Genomic DNA, 24,715 nt, shown 5'->3' with positions numbered 1-24,715 from the left:
AATCGACGGGGACGCGCGAAAGTACGAGTGAAGACCGCAGCGACGTCGATCTCGACGAACTGGTCAGTCCAGCAGAATCGTGGCGAAGGTGCCGACCTCCGCAAACCCGATCCGGTCGTAGGTGGCCCGCGCGACCGTATTGAAGCTGTTCACGTACAAGCTGGCAATCCGCCCGGTTCCGACGATCACCGCCGACAGTGTGGCCGTGCCCGCCGTGCCCAGGCCCTTGCCCCGCCACTCGGGATGCACCCACACGCCTTGGATCTGGCTGACCGTCGGCGACTGCGATCCGACCTCGGCCTTGAAAACCACTTCGCCGTCCTCGAAGCGGGCCCAGGCCCGGCCGGCCGCGATCAGGCCGGCGACCCGACGCCGGTAACCGCGGCCGCCGTCGCCCAGCCGCGGGTCAACGCCGACCTCTCCGATGAACATGTCCACTGCCGCCACCAGATAGGTGTCGATTTCGTCTGGCTCGACCTGCCGCACGCCGGGATCGATCGCACAGGTCGGCATCGTGGTCAGCGACATCAACGGTTGGTTGTCGCGCACATCGCGCGCCGGTCCCCAGGCCGGCTCGAGCCGCTGCCACATCGGCATCACCAGCTCCGCCCGCCCGACCAGGGACGAGCAGCGTCGCGAGGCGGTCATCGCCGCGTCGCCGAACGCGTACAGATCACTGAGCTTGCCGCGCAACGGAATCAGGTTCGCCCCGGCGTAGCAGAGCGACTCGTCAGGTCCGCGGCGCGTCCACAGTTCTCCGCCGATCGCGTTGGGGTCCATGCCGTGATCGGCGACTCGGGCGGCGACCATGCACGACCCGACCGGATCGTCGTCGAAGACACGACGCACCGCCGTGCCGTCGCGCACTACCGACACCCGTCGTTCGCTGACTATGCGGCGGAGGGGCGGAGCCGACATACTGACCCTCTTCTGGGGACTGACCGTTAGCCCGATTGGACCACTGTCAGCTTACGGTTACAACCGGCGAACCGCTCGACGTTGTACCGCCGGCCCCTTCGCTTTCTGCGGCCAATCGCATCGCTTCTTCGATCAGCGTCTCGACGATCTGCGCTTCGGGCACGGTCTTGATCACTTCGCCGCGGACGAAGATCTGGCCCTTGCCGTTTCCCGACGCGACGCCGAGGTCTGCTTCGCGAGCCTCCCCCGGACCGTTGACCACGCAACCCATCACGGCCACCCGCAGCGGCACGTCGAGTCCTTCGAGCCCGGCGGTGACTTCGTTGGCCAGGGTGTAGACGTCGACCTGAGCCCGCCCGCACGACGGGCAGGACACGATCTCCAGCCCGCGCGGCCGCAGGTTCAGCGATTCGAGAATCTGAGTGCCGACCTTGACTTCCTCGACCGGTGGCGCTGACAGCGACACGCGGATGGTGTCGCCGATGCCGCGGGACAGCAGCGCGCCGAATGCGACCGCGGACTTGATGGTGCCCTGGAACGCCGGACCGGCCTCGGTGACGCCGAGGTGCAGCGGGTAGTCGCATTGCGCGGCGAGCTGCTCGTAGGCCTCCACCATGACGACCGGGTCGTTGTGCTTGACGCTGATCTTGATGTTGCCGAAGCCGTGCTCTTCGAACAGCGAGGCCTCCCACAACGCCGACTCGACCAATGCTTCGGGTGTCGCCTTGCCGTACTTCTCCATGAACCGCTTGTCCAGCGACCCGGCGTTGACGCCGATACGGATCGGGATACCGGCGGCGCCCGCGGCTTTGGCGACCTCAGCCACCCGTCCATCGAATTCTTTGATGTTGCCGGGGTTCACCCGCACCGCGGCGCAGCCGGCATCGATCGCGGCGAAGATGTACTTCGGCTGGAAGTGGATGTCGGCGATGACGGGGATCTGGCTCTTCTTCGCGATCACAGCTAGCGCGTCGGCGTCTTCCTGACGAGGGCACGCCACCCGGACGATGTCGCAACCTGTCGCGGTCAACTCGGCAATCTGCTGCAAGGTCGCGTTGACGTCGTGCGTTTTGGTGGTGCACATCGACTGCACCGAGATCGGGTGATCACTGCCCACACCCACGTCGCGGACCATCAGCTGTCGCGTCTTGCGACGCGGGGCCAGCGTGGGCGCCGGCGCCGCCGGCATACCCAGACCTGTGGTCACTAGTTGCCTTCTCTCGCGTTCTTTACTGGAACAGTCGGATCGGGTTGACCACATCGGCGGTCACCGTCAACAGCATGTAACCGACGACCAGGACCAACACGACGTACGTCGCGGGCATCAACTTGAGGTAATTCACCGGCGCCGCGGCAACCTTGCCGCGTGCCGACCGGACCATATTGCGCAGCTTTTCGTACACCGCGATGGCGATGTGCCCGCCGTCGAACGGCAGCAGCGGCACCAGATTGATGGCACCCAAAATGAAGTTCAGCTGCGCCAGGAACAGCCAGAACGCCATCCAGACGCCGTGGTCCACGGTGTCACCGCCGATGATGCTCGCGCCGACGACGCTGATCGGGGTATCGAGCGAACGCTCCCCGCCGCCGATCGCATGGACGAGGGCACCGATCTTCGTCGGGATGGCCAATAGCGACTTGCCCAGCAGCACAGACAAATTGCCGGTGAAGCTGAAGGTGCCGGGCACCGCGCTGATCGGGTCGTAGTGGATGGGTCCGCTCGGGGTGCCGACCACTCCCATCACGCCGATCGTCGCCGGTTTGGGGTTGCCCTTGCCGCTGGTCACCCAGCGCTGCCGCTGGGCGATGTCGACGTACGTGGTCATCGTCTGGCCGTCGCGCTTGATCACCACCGGAACGACACCGTGCAGCTTCTGCACGGCCGCGGCCATGTCGGAGAAGTCGGACACCGGTGTGTCGCCGACCTTGACCACCACATCGCCGGCCCGGATGCCTGCGGTGGCGGCGGGCCCTTCGCCGGTGCACTTGTCGAACTGGCCTTGTTTGGATTCCGAAGCGGCGCAAGCGGTTTGACCGATGACCGCGGTGGGATGCAGATTGGGCAGTCCCCAGATCACTGCGATGGCGTAGATCAGCACCAAGCCGATGACGAAATTCGCGCCCGGCCCGGCGAACAGCACCGCGACGCGCTTCCATACCTTCTGCTTGTACATCGCCCGGTCGTGCTCATCGGGCCGCAGTTCTTCGACAGAGGTCATGCCGGCGATGTCGCAGAAGCCGCCGGCTGGAATGGCCTTGAGGCCGTACTCGGTTTCGCCACGCCGCGTCGACCACAACGTCGGACCGAAGCCGACGAAGTAGCGGCGCACCTTCATGCCAGTGGCCTGTGCGACCCACATGTGGCCGCACTCATGCAGCGCCACCGAGATCAGAATGGCCAGCGCGAACAGCACGATGCCGATAACGAACATCATCGAGTCTGCAGAACCTCCTGTGTGACCGCCCGCCGGGCCTTGTCGCGGGCCCAACGCTGCGCGTCGAGTACGTCTTCCACGGTACCGGGGTCAGCGCCCCACTGGTCGGCGGCGCTCAGGACGTCGGCGATTGTTCGCACGATGGCCGGGAAGCTGATCCGCCCGGCCAGGAATGCCTCGGCGGCCTCTTCATTGGCGGCGTTGTAGACGGCGGTCATGCAACCGCCGGTCTCACCGGCCCGTCGGGCCAGCGCGACCGCCGGAAAGACCTCGTCGTCCAGCGGCTCGAAGTCCCAGCTCGACGCGGTGGAGAAGTCGCACGCCGCGGCTACCGCGGGCACGCGGGCCGGCCAGCCGAGCGCCAGCGCGATGGGCAGTTTCATGTCCGGCGGGCTGGCCTGCGCGATCGTGGAGCCGTCGGTGAACGTCACCATGGAATGCACGATCGACTGCGGGTGCACGACGACCTCGATGCGGCGGTACGGGATGCCGAACAGCAGATGGGCCTCGATGAGTTCCAAGCCCTTGTTGACCAGCGACGCCGAGTTCAACGTGTTCATCGGCCCCATCGACCAGGTCGGATGCGCGCCGGCCTGCTCCGGAGTGACGTGCTCGAGCTCCGCCGCCGTCCGGCCGCGGAACGGCCCGCCGGAGGCGGTGAGCACCAGCTTGGCGACCTCGTCGGCGCTGCCGCCGCGCAGGCACTGCGCGAGCGCGGAATGTTCGGAGTCCACCGGCACGATCTGGCCGGGCTGTGCGGCTGCGAGGACCAATGGTCCGCCGGCGATCAGCGATTCCTTGTTCGCCAGCGCCAGGCGGGCCCCCGATGCCAGCGCCGTCAGCGTGGGCTGCAGCCCCAGCGCGCCGACCAGCGCGTTGAGCACGACATCGGCCTCAGTGTTCTCGATGAGCCGGATGACCGCATCGGGTCCGCTGTAGGCCACGTCGCCGATGGACTGCGCGGCGCGCTCGTCGGCGACGGCCACATTGCTGACGCCGGTCTCGGCACGCTGCTGGGCAAGCAGCTCGGGATGCGCGCCACCGGCGGCGAGCCCGACCAGCTCGAAGCGGTCCGGGTTGGCGGCGATGACATCGAGCGCTTGGGTGCCGATGGACCCAGTGCTCCCCAGCACCAGGGTCTTCAGGCGGCGGCTGCTCACCCTGACATTGTGCCGCGCCACCGACGCGCCCGACGAATCCTCATATGCCAGAATGTGCAGGCATCCCAATCCCGACCCAAGGAGTTGCCGTGGCCAGCACCGAGGTGGAGCGCCACAGCGCTCACGTCAACGGCGTTGACATCGCTGAAGTGCCGTCGGCGGCGTGGGGCTGGAGCAAGATCAACCACTTCAACTGGCGGGTGACCGGCCTCCTGATTGCTCTTCTTCTGCTGGCCTTCATACGCGGAAACCACGTCGGCCACGTCGAGGATCTGTACTGCATCGGCATTGCGCTGCTGGTCCTGTTCTTCGTCGTGCGCGACTGGTGGGGCCGGCGCCGCGGCTGGCTCAGGTAGCTACCCGCCTTCGGCGGCCAACTGGCCGCACGCTCCGCCCAATGCGCGTGCGCTCCAGCTACCCGCCTTCGGCGGCCAACTGGCCGCACGCTCCGCCCAATGCGCGTGCGCTCCAGCTACCCGCCTTCGGCGGCCAACTGGCCGCACGCTCCGCCCAATGCGCGTGCGCTCCAGCTACCCGCCTTCGGCGGCCAACTGGCCGCACGCGGCGGCAATCTCACGACCACGGGTATCGCGCACCGTGCACGCGACGCCGCCGCCGCGGACCCGTCGAACGAACTCTCGCTCCGCGGGCTTCGGGCTGGCGTCCCAGTCGCTGCCGGGCGTGGGGTTCAGCGGAATCACATTCACATGCACCAGCGGGCCCAGCGCCCGGCGCAGCCGCTTGGCCAGCAGGTCCGCCCGCCACGGCTGATCGTTGACATCGCGGATCAGCGCGTATTCCACTGACACCCGCCGACCGGTCTGATCGGCGTAATAGCGGGCCGCGTCGAGCGCTTCGCTCACCTTCCACCGGTTGTTGACCGGCACCAAGGTGTCGCGCAGTTCGTCGTCCGGAGCGTGCAGTGAGAGCGCCAGCGTGACACCGAGTCGCTCGTCAGCCAGCTTGCGAATGGCCGGCGCCAGGCCGACCGTTGACACGGTCACCGACCGCGCCGAGATGCCGAATCCATCCGGCGACGGTTCGGTGATACGCCGCACCGCGGCCAGCACGCGGGCATAGTTGGCCAGCGGCTCCCCCATGCCCATGAACACGATGTTGGACAGCCGGTCGCCCCACTCGTCGCGCAGCGTCGCGGCCGCGGCGCGCACCTGCTCGACGATCTCGGCGGTCGAGAGGTTGCGAGTCAGTCCGCCTTGGCCGGTCGCGCAGAACGGGCACGCCATGCCGCAGCCCGCCTGCGACGAGATGCACACCGTGTTGCGCTTCGGGTAGCGCATCAGCACCGACTCGAAGGTGGTGCCGTCGACCGCCCGCCACAACGTCTTCCGGGTTTCGCCGGCGTCACAGGTGACCTCGCGGGCAGCGGTCAGCAGCGTCGGGAACAGCGCCTCAGCCACCTGACCGCGGACCGCGGCCGGCAGGTCGGTCATCAGCTGCGGGTCGGCGATCAGCCGTCCGTAGTACTGGTTAGCCAGCTGCTTGGCCCGAAACGCCGGCAGGCCCAGCGCCGTGACGGCCTCGGCCCGCCCGGCCTCGTCGAGGTCGGCCAAATGACGGGGCGGCAGCGCACGGCGCGGCGCTTCGAAAACCAACTCCTGCTTCACTTTTCGGGTGACCTCAGCGCAGCAATGTCAGGACGATCCAAGTGGCGACCGCCGACGGCAGCGCCCCGTCCAGCCGATCCATCAGTCCGCCGTGGCCGGGCAGGATCCGGCCCATGTCCTTGATGCCCAAGTCGCGCTTGATCTGCGATTCCACCAGGTCACCCAGCGTTGCGGTGGCCACGATCATCAGGCCAAGCAGCAGGCCGACCCACACCGGCCGGTGGGCCAGCTGGGTCGCGGTCAAGGTGACCGCGGTGATCCCGAAGAACAGCGAGCCGGCCAGGCCTTCCCATGACTTCTTCGGGCTGATCGTCGGGACCATCGGGTGCTTACCGAACAGCACGCCGACCGCGTACCCGCCAACATCGGATGCGACGACGCCGATCATCAGGCAGAACACCCGGCCAGAGCCGTCCGACGGAAAGGCCAGCAGCACGCTGAACGACCCGAACAGCGGCACCCAGGCGGCGAGGAAGACGGTGGCCGCCACGTCGCGCAGATAGTTGCCAGACGGCGAGTCGGCGGATCCGTCAGATGCGGTCGTGGTGCCGAGTGCCAACCGCCAGAACATGCAGACCACCGTGGTGGCGCCAAAGCCCGCGAGCAGCCCGTAAGCATGCTGGTACCAGGCCAGCCAGACCATCGCTTCGCCGCCAATTAGCAGCGGGATGACCGGGATCAGGTAACCGGCCTCGCGCAACCTACGCACCACCTCGTGCGTGGCGACGGGCATCGCGACGGCAAGCAGCAAGACCCACAGATAGCGGTCCCAGATGAGGATCGCAATGATGGAGAAGCCGATCGCAGCACCGACGGCGATCGCCGCCGGCAGGTTGCGGCCTGCCCGCGGCTTCTTGCGCGGAGGCTCGTGTACGGAACCTTCGGCGGGAGTATCGGTTTCTGCCACGGGCATCGTTTGCTGAGCGGCCGCTAGACCTCCAGCAGCTCGCCTTCTTTGTGCTTGACCAGCTCATCGATCTGGGTCACGTACTGCTGAGTGGTCTTATCCAGATCTTTCTCCGCGCGAGACACCTCGTCGTCGCCGGCTTCGCCGTCCTTGCGGATGCGGTGCAGCTCCTCCATCGCCTTGCGGCGGATGTTGCGCACCGAGACCCTGGCGTCCTCCCCCTTGGCCTTGGCCTGCTTGACGAGCTCGCGGCGACGCTCCTCGGTCAGCTGAGGCACCGCGACGCGGATCAGCGTGCCGTCGTTGGTGGGGTTGAGGCCGAGATCCGAGTTGCGGATCGCGGACTCGATGTTGCCGAGCTGGCTGGCTTCGTAGGGTTTGATGACGACCAGCCGCGCTTCGGGGACGTTGATGCTGGCGAGCTGGGTGATCGGGGTGGCCGAACCGTAGTAGTCGATGGCGATGCGGTTGAACATGCTGGGGTTCGCCCGCCCGGTGCGGATCGTCGACAAATCGTCACGACTCACCGAGACGGCCTTCTCCATCTTCTCTTCGGCGTCAAAGAGAGTCTCGTCGATCACTTTCGCCGCTCCTCCTCATCGCTTCGCTCTGCATCGTCACCGGCGGGGATCACTTTCGCCGTTCCTCCTCCACTAGCTGGTGACCAGCGTTCCGATCTTCTCACCTGCGACTGCCCGGGCGATATTGCCGTCCGTCAGCAGGTTGAAGACCAGGATCGGCATCCGATTGTCCATGCACAAGCTGAATGCGGTCGCATCGGCTACCCGCAGCCCCCGGTCGATGACTTCACGATGCGTGATCACGGTCAGCAATTCGGCGCTCGGATTGACCCGCGGGTCGTCGGTGAAGACACCGTCGACCGCCTTTGCCATCAGGACCACGTCGGCACCGATTTCCAAAGCCCGCTGCGCGGCAGTCGTATCGGTGGAGAAATACGGCAGCCCCATGCCGGCGCCGAAGATCACCACACGCCCCTTCTCGAGGTGGCGACGGGCTCGCAGCGGGATATAGGGCTCGGCGACTTGGCCCATCGTGATCGCCGTCTGTACCCGGGTGTCGATGCCTTCCTTTTGCAGAAAGTCCTGCAACGCAAGACTATTCATCACCGTTCCAAGCATGCCCATGTAGTCCGAACGGGTGCGCTCCATGCCGCGCTGCTGGAGCTGCGCGCCGCGGAAGAAGTTGCCGCCGCCGATGACCACGGCCACCTGCACACCAGTGCGGACGACTTCGGCGATCTGACGTGCCACCAACGCCACCACATCGGGGTCCAGCCCAACCTGTCCGCCGCCGAACATCTCGCCGCCGAGTTTGAGCAGCACGCGGGTGTATTTGGCGCGGCTCGCCGTGTCGTCGCGGGAATGTCGATTATCCGGTGAAAATGCGTGGGCGCCGTTGGTGTTCGTCGGCTCCTGCTCCGTCATCAGACTCCTCGCGTGGGAGGGCGCCATCCGGCTTACCCCCGAAACAGCACGTCCTATCCTGCCCTATTGCCAGGGCGTGCGTCCCGGGACTCCGATGGTTATATCCGCCTGTCGGCTGGCCTCATGGGTAGCCCGCGTCGGCGCAGCGGACCCACACAGCAGTCATGTCGGCGTTCAGATCGGCTTCAGTTGTGAATCCCATTGCAGCAAGATTCTTTTCACGCTCGCCTGAAAATCGCTTGATTCACCTCCGCGTGTTCACTGTCACACCGCCCTTGCCGGGTCCACCTACCTGCACGGAGTTAGTGACACGGGTAGTGCGAGCACGCTTCGGCGTGACTCAAGTTTGACCGGCCCACTCTGCGGGAATGCCGCATGCACGGTGCACAAAGCCTGGATGCGCACATCCGCGACATCACGGCAGCGCCGAAATCGGCACATCGACGTGCCGGGTTCGTTGAACAAGCTCATTGACTTGAGCCAATGAGAGGGGACTTCATGTCGGACGACAACAAGAGTGGGCCTGCAGAGGCTGTGAAGGGCGTAGTCGAAGGCGCCAAAGGTCTCGCCAAGGAAGCCGTCGGCAGCGTCGTCGGCAACAAGGACCTCGAAAAAGAGGGCGAGGCTCAGCAGGACAAGGCTGAGGCTCAGCGTGACGCCGCCAAGAAGGAAGCCGAAGCTGAGGCAGCTCGCGGTGGCGCCGAAGCGGCCGAGAAGCGTCAGCAAGCGCACCAGAACTAAACCTCGTACGTCATTGAGGCCCGGTCCGTGATGGGCCGGGCCTCAATGCTGTCTTACGGCCTCGTCGTCAGCCGAACACCGGCAACGCCCGTTTGCGGGCCAGGGCATCCATCCCCCGCTGAATACTGTCTTCGACCTCGTGATACTTGCGGTCGACGTACTCGTCATCGTCGGCACGTGCCGGGTCGTTGTCCAGCTCCACCGCAGGCATGAACCGGGTCCGGATCTTGGCCGGTAGCGGCAGCTGTGGCAACGCCGCGGGCGCTATTCCCCAGGGCAGCGAAATCGCCAACGGAAAAACCTTGAGCCGCAACAATTTATCCAGGCGCAGCACGCGGGAAAGCCGGTCGCCACGAATCAGCACCGGCATGGCGTCAGCACCTCCGACAGTCGCAATTGGCACGATTGGCACCCCGGCGCGGATCGCCATTTTCACAAAGCCCGTGCGCCCGGCAAGGTTTGCTTGATCACGCTCACTCCACGGACGTAGCGAATCGACCTCGCCGCCGGGCCAGAGCGCGACATCGTGACCCTCTGCCAGCGCTGTCGCGATGGCGTCCGGAGCCGCGGGCAACACGCCCATGGCGCGGAAATAACGGCCGAAGCCCGGAATTGCCATCAGCGCATCATGCGCCGTGCCGTGCAAGGTTCGCTCAGTCCCGAATCGTCGCCACCACTGCAGGCCGACGGTCCAGGCGTCCCACACAAACGGTGCGCCGGAATGAATACCTACCAGCAGAGCCGGCGGCTTGCCGATGTTTTCCCAGCCATCGATCTCCATCCGAAACCAATAGTCCACCAGCATGTTCCAGAAAAACTTCTGGCGTTGCAGCGCCTTCTCATCTGGACCACTGAGATCCCACTCGCCCGCCCGCTCGGCGACCCAGCCACTCAGCCCACCGGCATTGCCGTCGCGCCGATCTTCCATCGCTTCTCGCGCTTGCTCAGCGTGGCGCTGTGCCTGTTTGCGCACTTGCGCGGACCGGTGATCTCCAACACTCATACCGCCCGCATACCCGATTCGCCGCGGGCCAACCGCGGGGTGATGCTGGAAGCGCCTAGAAGCGGTTTTCCGGGCCGACGACAGCCCAGATCGTGTTGCCCGCGGCGGTAGCGTGGCGGCCCCAATGGCGACTCATTTTTGCGACCAGGTCAAGCCCGGACACCTGCTCTTTCTCGGACCTGCGGCGTCCCGACCAACCGTTGCCGATGAGTTGTACGGCCACCGAAACGGTCGAGCCATCAGTTTCCACGCGAAGCAACAAGTCGCCGTCAGTCTCGGTCAGGGCGACTTCGACGAGTTCGGTCGCCACGGCGGACGCCGTATAAATGAAGTCGGTTCTCGACCATGTCGTCAGCCACTGCGCGGTCATCTCTCGGCTGCGGTGGATGCTGCTTCTTTTCGCCAGCAGCTTGGCGCGGGCGGTCCGCCGATAACGGCGCAGTCCATCGGCGGACAGTTCTCTGACCGCCGATTCCAGCGTGGCGCAGACGGGGACGTAGCGGGTTATACCGTTGCGGTGCAAAGCGTTTCGGCCGTTTTCATGGGCACACACCAGCCCGATGGGAATGTCCGGCCATTCGGCGACCTGCCAACGGGCGCTGGTGAACACCGCCCACGCCGGCTCTTCTCGGACAGTCAACTTGGTGACGTCGACGATCACGGATCGAGGTTCGTCGAGCGCAGCCTTGACGATGGCGTCGCGCAGCGGGCGGTAGGTCGTGCCGTCCAGCACGCCAACGGTGGTGAGCACTCGGGAATCGGCGACAGCGGTGAGCCTCATGTGCAGCTCGCTCTGGCGGTGCGCCATGGCTCACTCGTTCGCCGCGGAGGTGCGTAGGTCGGTCGACCGATGTTCCTCAGTAATCTCCTCAGCCTAGGTGTCCGGCGGCCTCCGAGAGCGGTTACCGGCTACGAATCCGGCGATTGTGGTTTTTGATCGCCTCAACCAGTTCCGACTTGGCCATCGTCGACCGTCCGCGGACGTCGAGCCGACGGGCGATGTCAAGCAGGTGCCGTTTGCTGGCGTTGGCGTCGACGCCCTCGTCTGACGGGATCGGATTGTTCAGGCCGCCGCGTTCGGCGCGCTTGTCGGACGGACCCTTGTGTGGTTTCCGCTCCCAGCGGTCCCCGACTTTTTCGAAGCTGTGCTTGAGCGCGGAAAAGGCAACCCGGTGGGCGCGCTCTTCACTGCCGTACTGTTCGGCCGCCGAGTCGTGCGCTTTGGCGAACGTACGCTGCGCCGCAGCATCGGAGCGTTGCAAGGTGCTTGGCAGCTCGCTCTTTTTCGGCTTACCGTTCTTGCTGGTCTTCGGCATGAGTTCTCGCGATCGTCGTCTGGGCACGGCTTTGAATTTTTTCCCGGATTACCCCGTCATGCCGCCGACCAATCCCAGGTCACCGATCAGGGCAGGTGCGCGGACAGCAACCAGGCCGGAAGGGATTTGCGCCCGTTTGCCTCGTCGCGCAGCTCGTCGTGGGGGAAGTCCGGGTTATCGATAGTGCCGAAGTTGCCGTGAATCCTGGCCGGCCGGACCTCGTCGATCACCCAATACTTCGAGACGACGTCGCGGAGTTCGGCTTCGGTCACCGGGTTGGCGGGCCCGGCGTGATCGGTCTTGGCGAAAACCAAGACGAAGTAGCAGGCACCCGGTGCAGCGGCGCGGACGATCGAACGCTGGTAGCCGTCGCGCAACTCGACGGGCATGGAGTGAAACAACGTGGAGTCCACGATGGTGTTGAAGCGGCCTTCGGAACCGGTCGGCCAGCTATCGAAGTCAGTTATGTCGGCGACCGCGAACGACGCCGTCGTCAGCCCCTGCCTGGCGGCGGCGGCCTTGGCCAACTGGATCGCGGTCGGCGAAGCATCGAGCCCAACGGTGTTGTGGCCCAACGCCGCAAGGTGCAGCGACAGCGCCGCCTCGCCGCAGCCGGCGTCGAGGACGTCGCCCTTGATCTTGCCCTGGTCGATCAGCGCCGCGATCTCTGGTTGGGGCTCGCCGAGGCTCCACGGCGGTCGAGCTCCCGCCCCGAACTCGGTGGCCTCCCCGCGGTAGGCCGGATCGAAATCGAAATCGAACTTCTGTGTTTCGGTCATCCCCATGGTATATCAACCAAGCTGATATATGTCAATATGGTTGACATGGGAACCTCTCAGGACGCGCCGCTCGGCTACCTGCTGCATCAGGCGATGTCCACACTTCGACCCGAGGTGATGGCGGTGCTCAGCCCGCTTTGCCTGTCGCTGCCCGAATTCGTCTGCATGCGAATGCTTTCCATGAGCCCGGGAGCATCCAGCGCCGAGCTGGCTCGGCTGGGCAATGTCTCACCGCAGGCAATGAACACGGTGTTGCACCGGTTGGAGAACGCACAGATGGTGAGTCGCCCCGCATCGGTCGCATCCGGTCGCGCACTGCCGGCGTCGCTCACCGCCGAAGGTCGAGCTCTGTTGAGACGCGCCGAATCGGCCGTCCGGGAGGCCGACGCCCGCGTGCTGGCCAATCTGTCGGGGCCAGAACAACGCGAATTCAAGCGAATGCTGGCAGCACTGAGCCCTGACTAGACCTGATGGTCCTGGATGCGCGCCCACGGCTGGGCGTCTTCGAGTTCGTAGGCAACTTCCAGCAGCCGCGCCTCCAGCCCGGTCGGCGCGGTCAACATCATGCCCACCGGCAACCCGTTGGCGGACGTCGCCAGCGGCAACGAGATGGCGGGCTCCCCGGTGACGTTCTGTAGCGGGGTGTAGGCGACCCACTCCTCCAGGCGGGCGATGATCTGCTGATAGTCAGCGGTCGGGTCGAGATACCCGATCTGCGGTGGCTCGTCGGCCAACGTCGGCGTCAACACCAAGTCGTAGGTGCGGGCCAGCCGAGCCGTGTGCCGGCGGGCCCGGGCCAAACGCGCCAGCGCCAGCGGAATGCGGTGCAGATTGCGCCGCGCGTGCCGGTCCAGGCCGCGTGAGAGGTTATCCAACCGATTGACGTCGAACCCGTCGATGGCGCGCCGATGCTGCTGGATCTGGCCCGTCGCGAGCAACCCCCAGTAGAGCACGAAGTCCGAGGCGAAACTGGCTGGCACCGGAGGCTTTTCGAGATGATCGACGCGGTGGCCCAATTCTTCGAGCAGCCCGGCGGATTTCAGCGTCAACTCACGCACTTCGGGGCCGCATTCCCGCAACAGCGAGTGCGTGACGACGGCGACCCGCAAGCGCTGCTTGCCGGCGTGCCGCACGTCTCCGATCGGCGGGAGTTTCGGCGCCGGCCAAATGCGTTCGGCCTCACGGTAGAACGCCGCAGTGTCACGCACCGATCGGCTGAGCACCCCGTTGGCCACGATGCGAATCGGCATCCGACTGACTTCTTTGTCCAGCGGCAACCGCCCGCGCGACGGCTTGAGCCCGACAAGTCCGTTGCAGGACGCGGGAATCCGGATCGAGCCGCCGCCGTCGTTGGCATGGGCAATCGGCACCACGCCGGCGGCGACGAACGCGCCGGAACCCGACGACGACGCACCCGCGGTGCGATCGGTGTTCCACGGATTTCGCACCGACCCGAGCCGGGGATGCTCGGCCGAGGCGCTGAATCCGTATTCCGACATCTGGGTTTTGCCCAGCGGTGTCATGCCGGTCGCCAGATACGTCCGGGCGAAATCGCCGTCGGCCTGCGCCGGCCGCGGCGGCCAGGCGTCGGTGCCGCACATCGTCGGTAACCCGGCGACGTCGACGTTGTCCTTGACGAAGGTCGGCACCCCACTGAAGAAGCCCGCCCTCGGCGGCTCCTCAGCTCGAGCGCGGGCTCGGTCAAATGCCTCGTACGCCAACCCGTTCAGGTCAGGGTTGACGGCTTCGGTGCGGGCGATCGCCGCCTCGATGACCTCCGCTCGGCCGACACGGGCAGTTGCGATCGCCTCGGCCACACCGACGGCGTCGAGGTGGCCGAGCGCGTCGTCTCCGAATGCGTGCACGTGTCGCATTCGGCTGATGCTACTGCTGGCCGACCTCGAAACGGACAAACCGGGTCACGGTGACGCCGGCCTCGTCGAGCAGCGCCTTGACCGTCTTCTTGTTGTCGGACACCGACGGCTGTTCGAGCAGCACGACGTCCTTGAAGAACCCGTTCAACCGGCCTTCGACGATCTTGGGCAGCGCCTGCTCCGGCTTGCCCTCTTCCTTCGCGGTCTCCTCGGCGATGCGACGCTCGCTGGCGACCACATCGGCGGGCACGTCGTCGCGCGACAGGTAGCGCGCCTTGAGCGCAGCGATCTGCAGGGCAGCGGCGTGCGCAGCTTCGGCATTGCCGCCGGTGTACTCGACCAGCACACCGACGCCCGGCGGCAGGTCCGCCGCACGCTTGTGCAGGTAGGTCTCCACGGTGCCGTCGAAGTAGGCGGCGCGCCGGAGTTCGAGCTTTTCGCCGATCTTGGCGGACAGCTCGGCGATGGTCTGCTCGACGGTGGTGTCGCCGATCTTGGCGGCCTTGAGCGCGTCGACATCGGTCGCCTTCGCCGCGGCAGCGGCGGCTACCACGTCCTCGGCCACCTTCTGGAACTCGGCGTTCTTGGCCACGAAGTCGGTCTCGCTGTTGAGTTCGATCAGCGCGCCGTCCTTGGCGGCGACCAGGCCCTCGGCGGTGGCCCGCTCGGCGCGCTTGCCGACGTCCTTGGCGCCCTTGATCCGCAGCGCCTCGACCGCCTTGTCGAAGTCACCGTCGGTCTCGGACAGCGCGTTCTTGCAGTCGAGCATGCCGGCGCCGGTCAGCTCACGAAGCTTCTTGACGTCGGCGGCGGTGAAGTTGGCCAATGCTCAGCCCTTCCTAGGATGCGTCAGTGGTGGATTCGGTGGCGACCGCCGCAGCCTGCTCGGCCGGAGCGGCGGATGCGGTGGCGGAGGCCAGCAGCTCCTGCTCCCATTCGGCCAGCGGCTCGGCGGCTTCCGCCTCGGGCTTGCCGTCGCCGCGGCCGAGACCGGCACGCGCCTGCAGGCCTTCGGCGACCGCCGAGGCGATCACCTTGGTCAGCAGGGCCGCCGAGCGGATGGCGTCGTCGTTGCCCGGGATCGGGTAGTCGACCTGATCGGGGTCGCAGTTGGTGTCCAGGATCGCGATCACCGGGATGCCCAGCTTGATGGCTTCCGAGACCGCGAGGTGCTCTTTGTTCGTGTCGACCACCCACACCGCCGACGGCACCTTGGCCATGTCGCGGATACCGCCGAGGCTGCGCTCGAGCTTGTTCTTCTCGCGGGTCAGCATCAGGATTTCCTTCTTGGTGCGACCTTCGAAGCCACCGGTCTGCTCCATGGACTCCAGCTCCTTGAGGCGCTGCAGCCGCTTGTGCACGGTCTGGAAGTTGGTGAGCATGCCGCCCAGCCAGCGCTGGTTGACGTACGGCATGCCGACGCGGGTCGCCTCGTCGGCGATGGACTCCTGCGCCTGCTTCTTGGTGCCGACGAACAGGACGCTGCCGCCGTGGGCCACGGTCTCTTTGACGAACTCGTACGCCTTGTCGATGAAGGTCAGCGTCTGCTGCAGGTCGATGATGTAGATGCCGTTGCGGTCGGTGAAGATGAACCGCTTCATCTTGGGGTTCCAGCGACGGGTCTGATGTCCGAAGTGGGTGCCGCTGTCAAGCAGCTGCTTCATGGTTACAACAGCCATTGTGGCTCGCGTCCTTATGTCGGTTTACGCCCGGCGTCGGGTGATGCCAGGCCCTGGCGGCTGCTGCAATGCCGGACCCGTCTTGTGGACGGGACCGCCCGGCATGCGGTGCGAACTCCTAGTGGAACGGGAGACGCAATACAGACGCGCGAAGTCAACTCGTATTTACGGGTTGCGCAGTGCAGTTTACACGCTTCGGCCAGGTGCTTTGTCCACAGCGCTGGCTGGCCGGTCTGCCCCGGCCAGGGTGAACTGACCAGGTGCGATGGGCCTCGGTGTTCGTGGCAGCGCTGCTGGGTGTTTCCCCTGCTCGCGGTGATGCCGTCCGGCTGCAGTGGCCGCTGCGTCCACCGCCGCCGGTGGCGCGGGCCTTCGATGCGCCATCGCCGAACTGGACTCGCGGCCACCGGGGCGTGGACCTGGCCGGTCGGCCCGGTCAGCCGGTGTACGCCGCGGGTGCGGCGACGGTCGTGTACGCCGGGATGCTGGCCGGCCGTCAGCTGGTGTCACTCGCCCATCCCGGCGGCTTGCGGACCACCTATGAGCCCGTCGAGGCCAGCGTGCGGGTCGGCCAGCGGGTGGCCGCCGGCGCCGTGATCGGCCAGCTGGCCGCCGGGCACTCGGGCTGTGCGGCCGCGGCTTGTCTGCATTGGGGCGCGATGTGGGGTCCGGCCTCCCGCGCCGATTACGTCGACCCGTTGGGGCTGCTGGCGTCCACGCCGATTCGGCTCAAGCCGCTACACGGGTGACGGCAGGTTCGGGGGCACTTTTGCCCGCCTCTGAGCGACAACCGCTCAAGCCCGCGGGTGAGCCTGATCGTGCACCGCACGCAATCGGGCGACGGTGACGTGCGTGTAGAGCTGGGTGGTGGCCAGGCTGGCATGACCCAGCAGTTCCTGCACAACCCGCAGGTCGGCGCCGCCCTCGAGCAGGTGGGTGGCAGCGCTGTGCCGCAGACCGTGCGGGCCCATGTCAGGCGCGCCGTCGACGGCGCCGACGGTTTGGTGCACCACGGTGCGCGCCTGCCGGACGTCGAGTCGCCGTCCCCGGACGCCCAGCAGCAGCGCCGGACCCGACTCGGCGGTGAGCAAGGCCGGGCGCCCGTCGGCCAGCCAGCTCTTCAGCGCCTCGGCGGCCGGCTCGCCGAACGGCGCGCTGCGCGGTTTGTTGCCTTTACCGAGCACGCGCAGCAGCCGGTGCCCGGTGTCGACGTCGTCGACGTCCAGACCGCACAGCTCGCTGACCCGGATGCCGCTGGCGTACAGCAGTTCGACGATCAAGCGATCCCGCATCGCCAGCGGATCACCTTGCTCGGAGCCGGATTTGGCGGCCGACATGGCGGCGAGCGCCTGGTCTTGCCGCAGCACCGCGGGCAACGCTCGACGTGCCTTGGGCACCTGCAGCCGGGTCGCCGGGTCGCCGTCGAGCAGTCCGCGTCGCACCGCCCACGCGGTGAATGCCTTGACCGCCGACGTGCGGCGCGCCAACGTGGTGCGGGCTACGCCGGCGCCCGCACCGGCGGCCAGCCAGGACCGCAACAGCGGCAAGCTCAGCCCCGGCACGCCGGTTCCGGGCGCGCGCTCGTCCAGAAACGCGAACAACGACCGCAGATCGCCGAGGTAGGCCCGCCGGGTGTGTTCCGAGCGGCCGCGCTGCAGCGCCAGGTAGTCGTCGAACTCGTCGAGGATCGCCTCCACTACCCCACCGTCGCAGCAACCCGGGGTCAGGCTCGGCTGACGCGCCGCAGGGTGTCCGGAGTGAGATCTTTCAGCGTCGGGTATCCGTCGACGGCCATGATCAGGTCGGCTTCGGCCAGTATCGATCGCAGCACGTGCACGACGCCGTCGACGCCGCCCAGCGCCAGACCGTAGGCGTAGGGGCGCCCGACGCCAACCGCTGTCGCCCCCAATGCCAGAGCTTTGACGACGTCGGCGCCGCTGCGCACGCCCGAGTCGAACAGCACCGGCAACCCGTCGGCGGCTTCGACGACGCCCGGCAGGCAGTCCAGCGCGGGCAGTCCGCCGTTGGCTTGGCGTCCGCCGTGGTTGGAGCAGTAGATGCCGTCGACGCCGCCGTCCTTGGCGCGCCGCGCGTCGTCGGGGTGGCAGATCCCTTTGACGAGCAGCGGCAGCGTAGTCAGCGAACGCAGCCACGGCAGGTCATCCCATGTCAAAGGATTGCCGAACAGCTGAATCCAGCGCAGCACCGCGGCTTGCGGGTTCTCTTCCGGCGTCTGCGCCAGGCTCGCGCGGAACACCGGATCGCTGGTGTAGTTGGCCAGGCAAGCGCCGCGCAGTTGCGGGAAGTTCGACGTGCTCAGGTCGCGCGGTCGCCAACCGGTGACCCAGGTGTCCAGGGTGACGACGATGCCTTTGAAGCCGGCCGCCTCGGCGCGGTGCACCAGGCTGGCGGCCAACTCGCGGTCGGTCGGGGTGTACAGCTGGAAAAACCCTGGAGTGTCACCGAATTCGGCGGCGACGTCTTCGAGCGGGTCCTCGGTCAGCGTAGACATCACCATCGGGACCCCGGTACGGGCGGCGGCGCGCGCGGTGGCCAGGTCGCCGTGGCCATCCTGGGCGCAGATCGCGATGACCCCGATCGGCGCCATGAACAGCGGGCTCGGCAGTTTCAGGCCGAACACGTCGACGGAGAGGTCGCGTTGCGCGGCACCGACGAACATCCGCGGCATCAGGCCCCATTGCTGGAACACCTCGCAGTTGGCTCGCTGGGTGCGCTCGTCGCCGGCGCCACCGGCGACGTACGACCACACCGACGGCGGCAACGCCTTCTCGGCCTTGGCTTCCAGCTCCGCGAACACCATCGGCAGCTTGGGCACGACGCCGGACAGGCCCTGAAAATAGATCTCGTTCTGATAGTCGCCGAATGCCATGCGACGAGCATGCCAGCCGTCAGTTCAGGCGGACAGGCCCTCCTGGGTCCCGGATTCCGCTGCGGCGAGTTCCTTCTTCCACTGCCGGAATGTCTCTTCGGTGCGGCCGCGTCGCCAGTAGCCCGAGATCGACGCCCATTTCGCGTCGACGCCACGCTCTTTGCGGATGTATGGCCGCAGGCTGTGCATCACGGCCTGGGCCTCACCGTGGACGAAGGCGTGCACCTGCCCGGGCAGCCAGTGCGCGGTCCTGACCGCCTCGACCAGCGGCGAGTTGTCGCCGGCTCGCTCCTCGCCGACCAGATCGGCTCGGCCACCGCGGAGGATCCAGTTGACCTGGACACCGTCGGGCGCAGCCAGCGGAATTTCGTCGTCGGGCTCGGCGACTTCGATGAAGACTTGGCCGATTGCGTTGGCGGGCAACGCTTCCAGCGCAACGCTGATCGCTGGCAATGCGGTCTCGTCGCCGACCAGCAGGTGCCAGTCGGCGGCTGGATCGGGGCTGTAGGCCCCGCTCGGGCCCATCAGGTACGCCGGTTGTCCGGGTGTGGCTTTCGCGGCCCACGGGCCGGCTGCGCCGTGGTCGCCGTGCACGGCGATGTCGACAGTGAGTTCGCGGACGTCCGCGTCGGCACGCCGCACGGTGATCGTCCGGACTACCGGCTTCTTGGCGGCCGGCAGGTCGGCGAAGCTGTCCAGTGTCAAGGGATGCGGCAGCGCGGCCACGTCGACATCGTCGTCGACGAAGATCAGCTTGACGTAGGAGTCGGTGAACTCGCTCGGCGTGAAAGTGTCGAAACCTTTGCCGCCGAGCACGACTCGGATCATGTGCGACGTGATGTGTTCGGTGCGCACCACTTCGAATGTGTGCACTGGTCGACCGGGCAACCGATTCCTCCCTTGGGCGTTGACCCTCTCGACTATACGAGTCGACGCTGTCATCGTGGTTGTCTACGTTTGCGGACGATCCGCCAGCAGCCGTCGTGCCGCTCGGCCAGGCCGGCGATCTCGAGCATCGCCAACTGCGCCAGCACCCGCGGAGGCTGCAGGGCGGCGGCGACCGCGATCTCGTCGACCGTGGCGACCCCGCGTCCCGGCAACGCCTCGAACACCCTGCGCTCGTCGTGGTCCAACCCGTCCAGCGGTGTCGCCGGATGAGGCGGCTCGGGCGCCAACTCGCCGATGCGCCCGACCAACTCGACGATATCTTCGGCTCTGGTGACGACCTCGGCCCCGGCGCGCAGCAGCGTATGGCATCCGGTCGATGCCGACGACGTGACCGGGCCCGGCACCGCGCCGACGGCTCTGCCCAGCGCCCGGGCCCAGGCGGCGGTATTGGCTGCCCCGCTGCGCAGCCCGGCCTCGACCACCACGGCGGCCCCGGAGAACGCCGCCACCAAACGGTTACGCGTCAAGAAGCGGTGTCGGGCCGGTCGCACTCCCGGCGGATATTCGGTGACCAGCAACCCGTCGACACTCACTCGATGCAGCAGCGCGGAATGCCCTGCGGGATAGGGGATGTCGATGCCGCCGGCCAACACAGCGACGGTGATGCCGTCGGCCGCCAGCGTCGCGCGGTGGGCCGCGCCGTCGATGCCGTAGGCACCCCCGGAGATCACCGCGACGTCGCGCTCGGCCAGACCGGTGGCCAGGTCGGCGGCGATGTGCTCGCCGTAGGAGGTCGCTGCACGGGTGCCGACGAGGGCCGCGGACCGCTGCGAGACTTCGTCGAGTCGCGCGGGGCCCAGCGCCCACAACATCAACGGCGGTCGGGCGTCCGGCTTGGCCCCGATGCCACCGAACGCCGCGAACGCCAGCGCCGGCCACTCGTCGTCGTCGGGCGAGATGAGGCGACCACCGCGGCGGGCAAGCGATTCGAGATCGTCTGCGGCCCTGTCGATGTCACGTCTCGCTTCGGTGCGACGGGCCAGCGCCTCGTCGACGTCACCGCGTCGCACCCGCTCTGCGGCTTCGACGGGCCCAACCCGGCTGATTAGTGCGGCCAACTCGGCGCATGGCGGTTCGGTGACCCGCGACAGATAGGCCCAGGCGCGCGACGTCACATCGCTCATCGCGAGGTCCCCGGTTGGCGGAAACTCAGCGCGACGGCCACCTCGTCACGCCCGGGTGACGTGCGACCGGCCAGATCGGCCAAGGTCCACGCGACCCGCAACGTCCTATCCGCGCCGCGAATGCTCAGCAGCCCGCGATCCAGCGCACTCCGCAGCGGCTGCATCGCCGCATAGCCGGGCCGGAACCGTCGCCGCAGCAAGGTTCCGCTGACCTCGGCATTGGTGCGGCAGCCGTGGGCGTGCCATCGCTGCGCCGCGGCCTCGCGGGCCACCGTCACCCGGTGCCGGACCTGTGCCGTCGACTCGGCCTCGGCGGTCGCGAACGCACTCATCCGCACCGGGTTCATCTCCACCCGTAGGTCGACGCGATCCAGCAGAGGTCCGGAAAGCTTGCCGAGATATCGACGTTTGGCCGCTGCCGCACAAATGCAGTCACGCGGATCCGCCGGAGCGCACGGACACGGGTTGGCTGCCAGCACCAGTTGGAAGCGAGCCGGGTACCGTGCCACGCCGTCTCGTCGGGCCAGCCGAATCTCCCCTTCTTCCAACGGTGTTCGCAGCGCCTCCAACGCCTTGACGCCGACCTCGGCGCACTCGTCGAGGAACAGCACGCCGCGATGCGCGCGGCTGACGGCGCCGGGCCGGGCCATGCCGGAACCGCCGCCGACCAACGCCGCGACACTCGAGCTGTGGTGCGGCGCCACGAACGGTGGCCGGGTGATCAGCGGCGTGGTATCCGACAGCAGGCCGGCCACCGAGTGAATCGCGGTCACCTCCAGCGACTCGCTATCCGACAGCGGTGGCAACAGGCCCGGAAGACGTTGCGCCAGCATCGTTTTACCCACCCCCGGGGGCCCGGTCAGCATGAGATGGTGCGCACCGGCGGCCGCCACCTCGACGGCGAACCGAGCCTGCGCCTGCCCCATCACGTCGGCGAGGTCCGCGGGCGGATCGTCCGTCGGGACCACTCCGTGGATGCGCTCGTCGAGCCGTTCCGAACCGCCGAGCCAGCCCTGCAACTGCGCGAGAGTGCGCACACCCCAGACCTCGATGCCGTTGACAAGGCTGGCTTCTGGGAGGTTCTCGGCCGGCACGACAGCAATCCCCCAGCCGGCAACCTTGGCCGCCAGCACCGCCGGCAGCACACCGCGCACCGGCCGCACCCGCCCGTCCAACGCCAACTCCCCCAGCACCACTGCGGTTTCCAGCTGCCGCCACGGCTTCTTGCGCTGCGCCGACAGCACCGCGGCCGCGAGCGCCAGGTCGTAGACCGACCCCACTTTCGGCAGGGTGGCCGGCGACAACGCCAGCGTCAGCCGCGACATCGGCCACGGGTTGTTGCAATTGGTGATCGCGGCACGGACCCGATCGCGTGACTCCTGCAGCGCGGCGTCGGGCAGGCCCACCAGATGCACCCCGGGCAGCCCGGAGGTGATGTCGGCTTCGATCTCGACGATCTCGCCGTCCAGCCCCAGCACCGCGACGGAGAACGCACGCCCCAGTGCCATCAGCCGACGCCCTGCAGATGCGAGATCTCCGGCGTTCGGCGTCGGCCGATCCGCACGCCGATGACGTCGATGCGGACCGCCGCCCAGCGCCGCTCCTGACCGGCCAGCCAGATCGCCGCCAGGCGGCGCAGACGTCGTGCCTTCTGCGCGGTCACGGCCTGCGCCAACCCGCCGAAGCCGTCCCCGGTGCGGGTCTTGACCTCGACAAACACCACCGTGCCGGTGGTGGGGTCGGCAGCGATCACGTCCAGCTCGCCGTAGCGACATCGCCAGTTGCGGGCCAGGATCCGCAGTCCGAGTCCGATCAGGTGATCGGTGGCCAATCGCTCACCGAGGGCCCCGATTTCGGCTCGCGTCAACATCGTCATGTGGGTCACCCTGCGACATGGCGCCGACACCGGAATCCGCCGCGAGCCGATCGCGGTGAATTGACGCCCGGTTATCCACAGTCGTACCGCACTGCACAACTGGTCAGCGCGCCACGTTGATCTGCGGTTAGGCCGCCGTTACCATCGCGTTCAGGCGATGAAGCTCGCCTTTTACCGCCGTACCGGCTGATGGCTTCTGCCCGAGGTGCCCTGGGCTAGAAGGCGGGTGAGACCGGTGAGTCAACATCCTCAACCCGTGCGGCGTATTCCATGAATTCCCTTAGCAGCGAGCGGCTTTCGCATCACTGCATGCCGTTCGGCACGGATCATTGAGTCATGTCAACCTACCGAGAGGAAGACCGATGTCCTACGTCACAACGCAGCCGGAGGCGCTGAGCGCCGCCGCCACCGCCTTGGCGTGTACCGGCTCGATGATGAGCGCAGAGAATGCCGCGGCTTCGGCGCCCACCACGGGCGTGCTGCCGGCCGCCGCCGACGAGGTGTCGGCGTTGACCGCCGCCCAGTTCGCTGTGCACGCACAGATGTACCAGGCGGTCAGCGCCCAGGCCGAGGCAATCCACCGTCAGCTGGTCAGCACGCTGGCGGTCAGCGCGACATCCTATGCGGCCACCGAAGCCGCCAACGTCCTGGCGACCGGTTAAGACGGGCTAGGGCAATGGATTTCGCAATGCTGCCGCCGGAGGTCAACTCCGGCCGGATGTATGCCGGCCCGGGAACGGGGCCGATGCTGGCCGCGGCGGCGGCCTGGGACAGGCTTGCCGCCGAGCTGCAATCCTCGGCGTCGTCGTATCGGACGGCGATCTCCGAGCTGACCGGCGGCCCGTGGCTGGGCGCGTCGTCGGCGGCGATGGCCGCAGCGGCCGCACCCTATCTGGACTGGATGACGACGACCGCCGGGCAGGCCGAGTACACCGCCACCCAGGCCAAGAGCGCAGCCGCGGCCTACGAGGCCGCGTTCGCGATGACGGTGCCGCCCGCGGTGATCGCGGCCAACCGCAGTCTGCTGATGGCATTGATCGCGACCAATGTGATCGGCCAGAACACCGCGGCGATCGCGGCCACCGAGACCGAATACGCCGAGATGTGGGCCCAGGACGCCGCCGCGATGTACGGCTACGCCGGGTCCTCAGCGGCGGCAACGACGCTGACGCCGTTCACGGCTCCGCCGCCGACTACGAACCCGGCCGGCCAGGGCGCCGCGGTGACGCAATCCGCGGCATCGTCGGCCGGATCGCAGGTCATGTCGGCGCTGTCCGGGGCGGTGCAGAGCCTGGCGGCGCCGGCCGAGGTGGATCCGCTTGCGCTGATCCCATTGCTGACGGCCCCGATCACGGTGACCGCCGGAACCATCGGAACGGTCAGCACATCGGCGTCGTTCACATCGTTCGGCACCACTTTGCGAGGAATGCTGATCAACGCCGACCGCGACTTCGACTACGGCAAAGGTCCGTTCACCGGCAACGGTCCGGGCGGGACGATGCTGCCGGAGTGGATCATCAGCGGTGTCGGCGGCATCGGCGCACCGTCGGACGTTGCGCCGCCATCTACGTCGGCCGGTCTCGGCCAGGCCAACAAGGTGGGCCGCCTGTCGGTGCCCTCGGGGTGGACCGTCGCCGCTCCCGAGATCCGCCCGACGGCTTACACGCTGCCCATCACCAGCGCCGCGGCGGCACCCGACGTCGGTGGAGCCGGGAACCTGTTCAGCAGTATGGGTCTGGCCGGCGCGGCGGGCGGCGCTGTCGGCAGCAGCACCGCTTCGGTGGGACGCGGCGATCAGCGAGTGCGGGTGGCGGTGCGGGACACTCCGAAGCCGTCACACCCTGAGCCGAACGATGCGGTGGCCGCGATCGCCACCGAATTGCAGGAACTCGCGATCAAGGCGCAGTCGCTGCTGGCGAAGCTGGCCGACTCCGGTCTGGTGACCGCCGACGAGGTGATCGAACAGAAGCGACGGTTCCTCGGCTGACGCCTCTA

General features: G+C 67.3%; 26 protein-coding genes, 1 pseudogene and 1 riboswitch. Of the genes and pseudogenes, 6 read left to right on the top strand and 21 right to left on the bottom strand.

The genetic code is table 11. The features are described 5' to 3' along the window. Window positions 1-63 precede the first annotated feature (63 nt). The 4 genes from G6N27_RS00320 to dxr are packed head-to-tail and all read right to left on the bottom strand — an operon-like array spanning window position 64 to window position 4,534. Window positions 64-918, bottom strand: coding sequence for a GNAT family N-acetyltransferase (locus G6N27_RS00320; protein WP_163774292.1), 855 nt, complete (start codon window positions 916-918; stop codon window positions 64-66). Window positions 919-964: 46 nt separating this feature from the next. After that, window positions 965-2,125: a flavodoxin-dependent (E)-4-hydroxy-3-methylbut-2-enyl-diphosphate synthase gene (gene ispG / locus G6N27_RS00315; RefSeq protein ID WP_163774291.1), complete on the bottom strand. Its 1,161-nt coding sequence runs from the start codon at window positions 2,123-2,125 to the stop codon at window positions 965-967. A 22-nt stretch (window positions 2,126-2,147) separates the two neighbouring features. Beyond that, the gene (locus tag G6N27_RS00310; protein ID WP_163774288.1) at window positions 2,148-3,353 is read right to left on the bottom strand and encodes a M50 family metallopeptidase; all 1,206 of its coding nucleotides are present in this window, start codon (window positions 3,351-3,353) and stop codon (window positions 2,148-2,150) included. Continuing rightward, entirely contained in the window at window positions 3,350-4,534 is a 1,185-nt protein-coding gene (gene dxr / locus G6N27_RS00305) for a 1-deoxy-D-xylulose-5-phosphate reductoisomerase (protein ID WP_163774286.1), read from the bottom strand. The genes G6N27_RS00310 and dxr overlap by 4 nt, the downstream gene beginning before the upstream one ends. Window positions 4,535-4,602: 68 nt before the next feature. Between dxr and G6N27_RS00300 the strand changes: the two genes are divergently transcribed. Continuing rightward, the gene (locus tag G6N27_RS00300) at window positions 4,603-4,869 is read left to right on the top strand and encodes a DUF2631 domain-containing protein (protein WP_163774283.1); all 267 of its coding nucleotides are present in this window, start codon (window positions 4,603-4,605) and stop codon (window positions 4,867-4,869) included. Between the two features lie 174 nt (window positions 4,870-5,043). On the opposite strand, the gene rlmN is transcribed toward G6N27_RS00300, so the two are convergent. From rlmN to pyrH, 4 genes are all read right to left on the bottom strand, one after another. After that, window positions 5,044-6,138 carry a 23S rRNA (adenine(2503)-C(2))-methyltransferase RlmN gene (gene rlmN / locus G6N27_RS00295; RefSeq protein ID WP_163774281.1) on the bottom strand — a complete coding sequence of 365 codons (1,095 nt, stop codon included), beginning with the start codon at window positions 6,136-6,138 and terminating at the stop codon, window positions 5,044-5,046. 13 nt (window positions 6,139-6,151) lie between these two features. After that, a complete protein-coding gene (locus tag G6N27_RS00290; RefSeq protein WP_163774279.1) occupies window positions 6,152-7,051 on the bottom strand; it encodes a phosphatidate cytidylyltransferase in 900 nt (299 codons plus the stop codon). A 17-nt stretch (window positions 7,052-7,068) separates the two neighbouring features. Beyond that, a complete protein-coding gene (frr, locus tag G6N27_RS00285) occupies window positions 7,069-7,626 on the bottom strand; it encodes a ribosome recycling factor (protein WP_163774276.1) in 558 nt (185 codons plus the stop codon). 72 nt (window positions 7,627-7,698) lie between these two features. Beyond that, entirely contained in the window at window positions 7,699-8,517 is an 819-nt protein-coding gene (gene pyrH, locus G6N27_RS00280) for a UMP kinase (RefSeq protein WP_372513046.1), read from the bottom strand. Between the two features lie 471 nt (window positions 8,518-8,988). On the opposite strand from pyrH, the gene mbp1 reads away from it, so the two are divergent. After that, complete coding sequence (gene mbp1 / locus G6N27_RS00275) at window positions 8,989-9,231, top strand: microaggregate-binding protein 1 (RefSeq protein WP_163774272.1); 243 nt, start codon at window positions 8,989-8,991, stop codon at window positions 9,229-9,231. Between the two features lie 67 nt (window positions 9,232-9,298). Here mbp1 and G6N27_RS00270 read toward each other — a convergent pair whose 3' ends face one another. The 4 genes from G6N27_RS00270 to G6N27_RS00255 form a co-directional block, all read right to left on the bottom strand. Then, window positions 9,299-10,234: a lysophospholipid acyltransferase family protein gene (locus G6N27_RS00270; protein WP_163774270.1), complete on the bottom strand. Its 936-nt coding sequence runs from the start codon at window positions 10,232-10,234 to the stop codon at window positions 9,299-9,301. Window positions 10,235-10,289: 55 nt separating this feature from the next. Then, on the bottom strand, window positions 10,290-11,042 hold the full coding sequence (locus G6N27_RS00265; RefSeq protein ID WP_232064806.1) for an STAS domain-containing protein: 753 nt from the start codon (window positions 11,040-11,042) through the stop codon (window positions 10,290-10,292). A 94-nt stretch (window positions 11,043-11,136) separates the two neighbouring features. Then, the gene (locus tag G6N27_RS00260) at window positions 11,137-11,550 is read right to left on the bottom strand and encodes a ChaB family protein (protein ID WP_163774268.1); all 414 of its coding nucleotides are present in this window, start codon (window positions 11,548-11,550) and stop codon (window positions 11,137-11,139) included. Between the two features lie 86 nt (window positions 11,551-11,636). Further along, window positions 11,637-12,329: a class I SAM-dependent methyltransferase gene (locus tag G6N27_RS00255; protein WP_163774266.1), complete on the bottom strand. Its 693-nt coding sequence runs from the start codon at window positions 12,327-12,329 to the stop codon at window positions 11,637-11,639. Between the two features lie 45 nt (window positions 12,330-12,374). On the opposite strand from G6N27_RS00255, the gene G6N27_RS00250 reads away from it, so the two are divergent. Beyond that, window positions 12,375-12,794: a MarR family winged helix-turn-helix transcriptional regulator gene (locus G6N27_RS00250; RefSeq protein WP_179963331.1), complete on the top strand. Its 420-nt coding sequence runs from the start codon at window positions 12,375-12,377 to the stop codon at window positions 12,792-12,794. Here the strand turns inward: G6N27_RS00250 and G6N27_RS00245 are convergent. From G6N27_RS00245 to rpsB, 3 genes are read right to left on the bottom strand one after another with little or no spacing between them, the layout of a single operon-like run. Next, the gene (locus G6N27_RS00245) at window positions 12,791-14,203 is read right to left on the bottom strand and encodes an amidase (RefSeq protein WP_163774262.1); all 1,413 of its coding nucleotides are present in this window, start codon (window positions 14,201-14,203) and stop codon (window positions 12,791-12,793) included. The genes G6N27_RS00250 and G6N27_RS00245 overlap by 4 nt on opposite strands. 10 nt (window positions 14,204-14,213) lie before the next feature. Further along, window positions 14,214-15,029, bottom strand: coding sequence for a translation elongation factor Ts (tsf, locus tag G6N27_RS00240; RefSeq protein WP_163774260.1), 816 nt, complete (start codon window positions 15,027-15,029; stop codon window positions 14,214-14,216). Window positions 15,030-15,042: 13 nt separating this feature from the next. After that, window positions 15,043-15,882 (bottom strand): 30S ribosomal protein S2, encoded by an 840-nt coding sequence (gene rpsB / locus G6N27_RS00235; RefSeq protein ID WP_163774258.1) that lies wholly within the window; start codon window positions 15,880-15,882, stop codon window positions 15,043-15,045. A gap of 287 nt (window positions 15,883-16,169) precedes the next feature. Between rpsB and G6N27_RS00230 the strand changes: the two are divergent. Next, window positions 16,170-16,622, top strand: a pseudogene (locus tag G6N27_RS00230) (M23 family metallopeptidase); the annotation flags it as partial. 54 nt (window positions 16,623-16,676) lie between these two features. Here G6N27_RS00230 and G6N27_RS00225 read toward each other — a convergent pair. The 6 genes from G6N27_RS00225 to G6N27_RS00200 are packed head-to-tail and all read right to left on the bottom strand — an operon-like array spanning window position 16,677 to window position 22,720. Beyond that, on the bottom strand, window positions 16,677-17,579 hold the full coding sequence (locus tag G6N27_RS00225) for a tyrosine recombinase XerC (RefSeq protein ID WP_163774253.1): 903 nt from the start codon (window positions 17,577-17,579) through the stop codon (window positions 16,677-16,679). Between the two features lie 26 nt (window positions 17,580-17,605). Beyond that, entirely contained in the window at window positions 17,606-18,772 is a 1,167-nt protein-coding gene (locus G6N27_RS00220) for an alpha-hydroxy-acid oxidizing protein (RefSeq protein WP_163774252.1), read from the bottom strand. Window positions 18,773-18,796: 24 nt separating this feature from the next. Next, the gene (locus G6N27_RS00215) at window positions 18,797-19,660 is read right to left on the bottom strand and encodes a siderophore-interacting protein (RefSeq protein ID WP_163774250.1); all 864 of its coding nucleotides are present in this window, start codon (window positions 19,658-19,660) and stop codon (window positions 18,797-18,799) included. Window positions 19,661-19,710: 50 nt separating this feature from the next. Next, the gene (dprA, locus tag G6N27_RS00210) at window positions 19,711-20,844 is read right to left on the bottom strand and encodes a DNA-processing protein DprA (RefSeq protein ID WP_163774248.1); all 1,134 of its coding nucleotides are present in this window, start codon (window positions 20,842-20,844) and stop codon (window positions 19,711-19,713) included. After that, on the bottom strand, window positions 20,841-22,352 hold the full coding sequence (locus G6N27_RS00205; RefSeq protein ID WP_163774246.1) for a YifB family Mg chelatase-like AAA ATPase: 1,512 nt from the start codon (window positions 22,350-22,352) through the stop codon (window positions 20,841-20,843). The genes dprA and G6N27_RS00205 overlap by 4 nt, the downstream gene beginning before the upstream one ends. Continuing rightward, on the bottom strand, window positions 22,352-22,720 hold the full coding sequence (locus G6N27_RS00200; protein ID WP_163774245.1) for a YraN family protein: 369 nt from the start codon (window positions 22,718-22,720) through the stop codon (window positions 22,352-22,354). Before G6N27_RS00200 ends, G6N27_RS00205 begins: the two co-directional genes overlap by 1 nt. A 144-nt stretch (window positions 22,721-22,864) precedes the next feature. Beyond that, a riboswitch (Fluoride riboswitch) is annotated at window positions 22,865-22,926 on the top strand. A gap of 156 nt (window positions 22,927-23,082) precedes the next feature. Between G6N27_RS00200 and G6N27_RS00195 the strand changes: the two genes are divergently transcribed. Both G6N27_RS00195 and G6N27_RS00190 read left to right on the top strand, forming a co-directional pair. Continuing rightward, window positions 23,083-23,382, top strand: coding sequence for a PE family protein (locus tag G6N27_RS00195; RefSeq protein WP_163774243.1), 300 nt, complete (start codon window positions 23,083-23,085; stop codon window positions 23,380-23,382). 14 nt (window positions 23,383-23,396) lie between these two features. Then, window positions 23,397-24,707, top strand: coding sequence for a PPE family protein (locus tag G6N27_RS00190; RefSeq protein ID WP_163774241.1), 1,311 nt, complete (start codon window positions 23,397-23,399; stop codon window positions 24,705-24,707). Window positions 24,708-24,715 lie beyond the last annotated feature (8 nt).

Origin of the sequence: Mycobacterium cookii (assembly GCF_010727945.1) — a bacterium.
Lineage (GTDB): Bacteria > Actinomycetota > Actinomycetes > Mycobacteriales > Mycobacteriaceae > Mycobacterium > Mycobacterium cookii.
The sequence above is the reverse complement of the archived record's forward strand: the minus strand, read 5'-3'. Positions and strand labels throughout refer to the sequence as shown.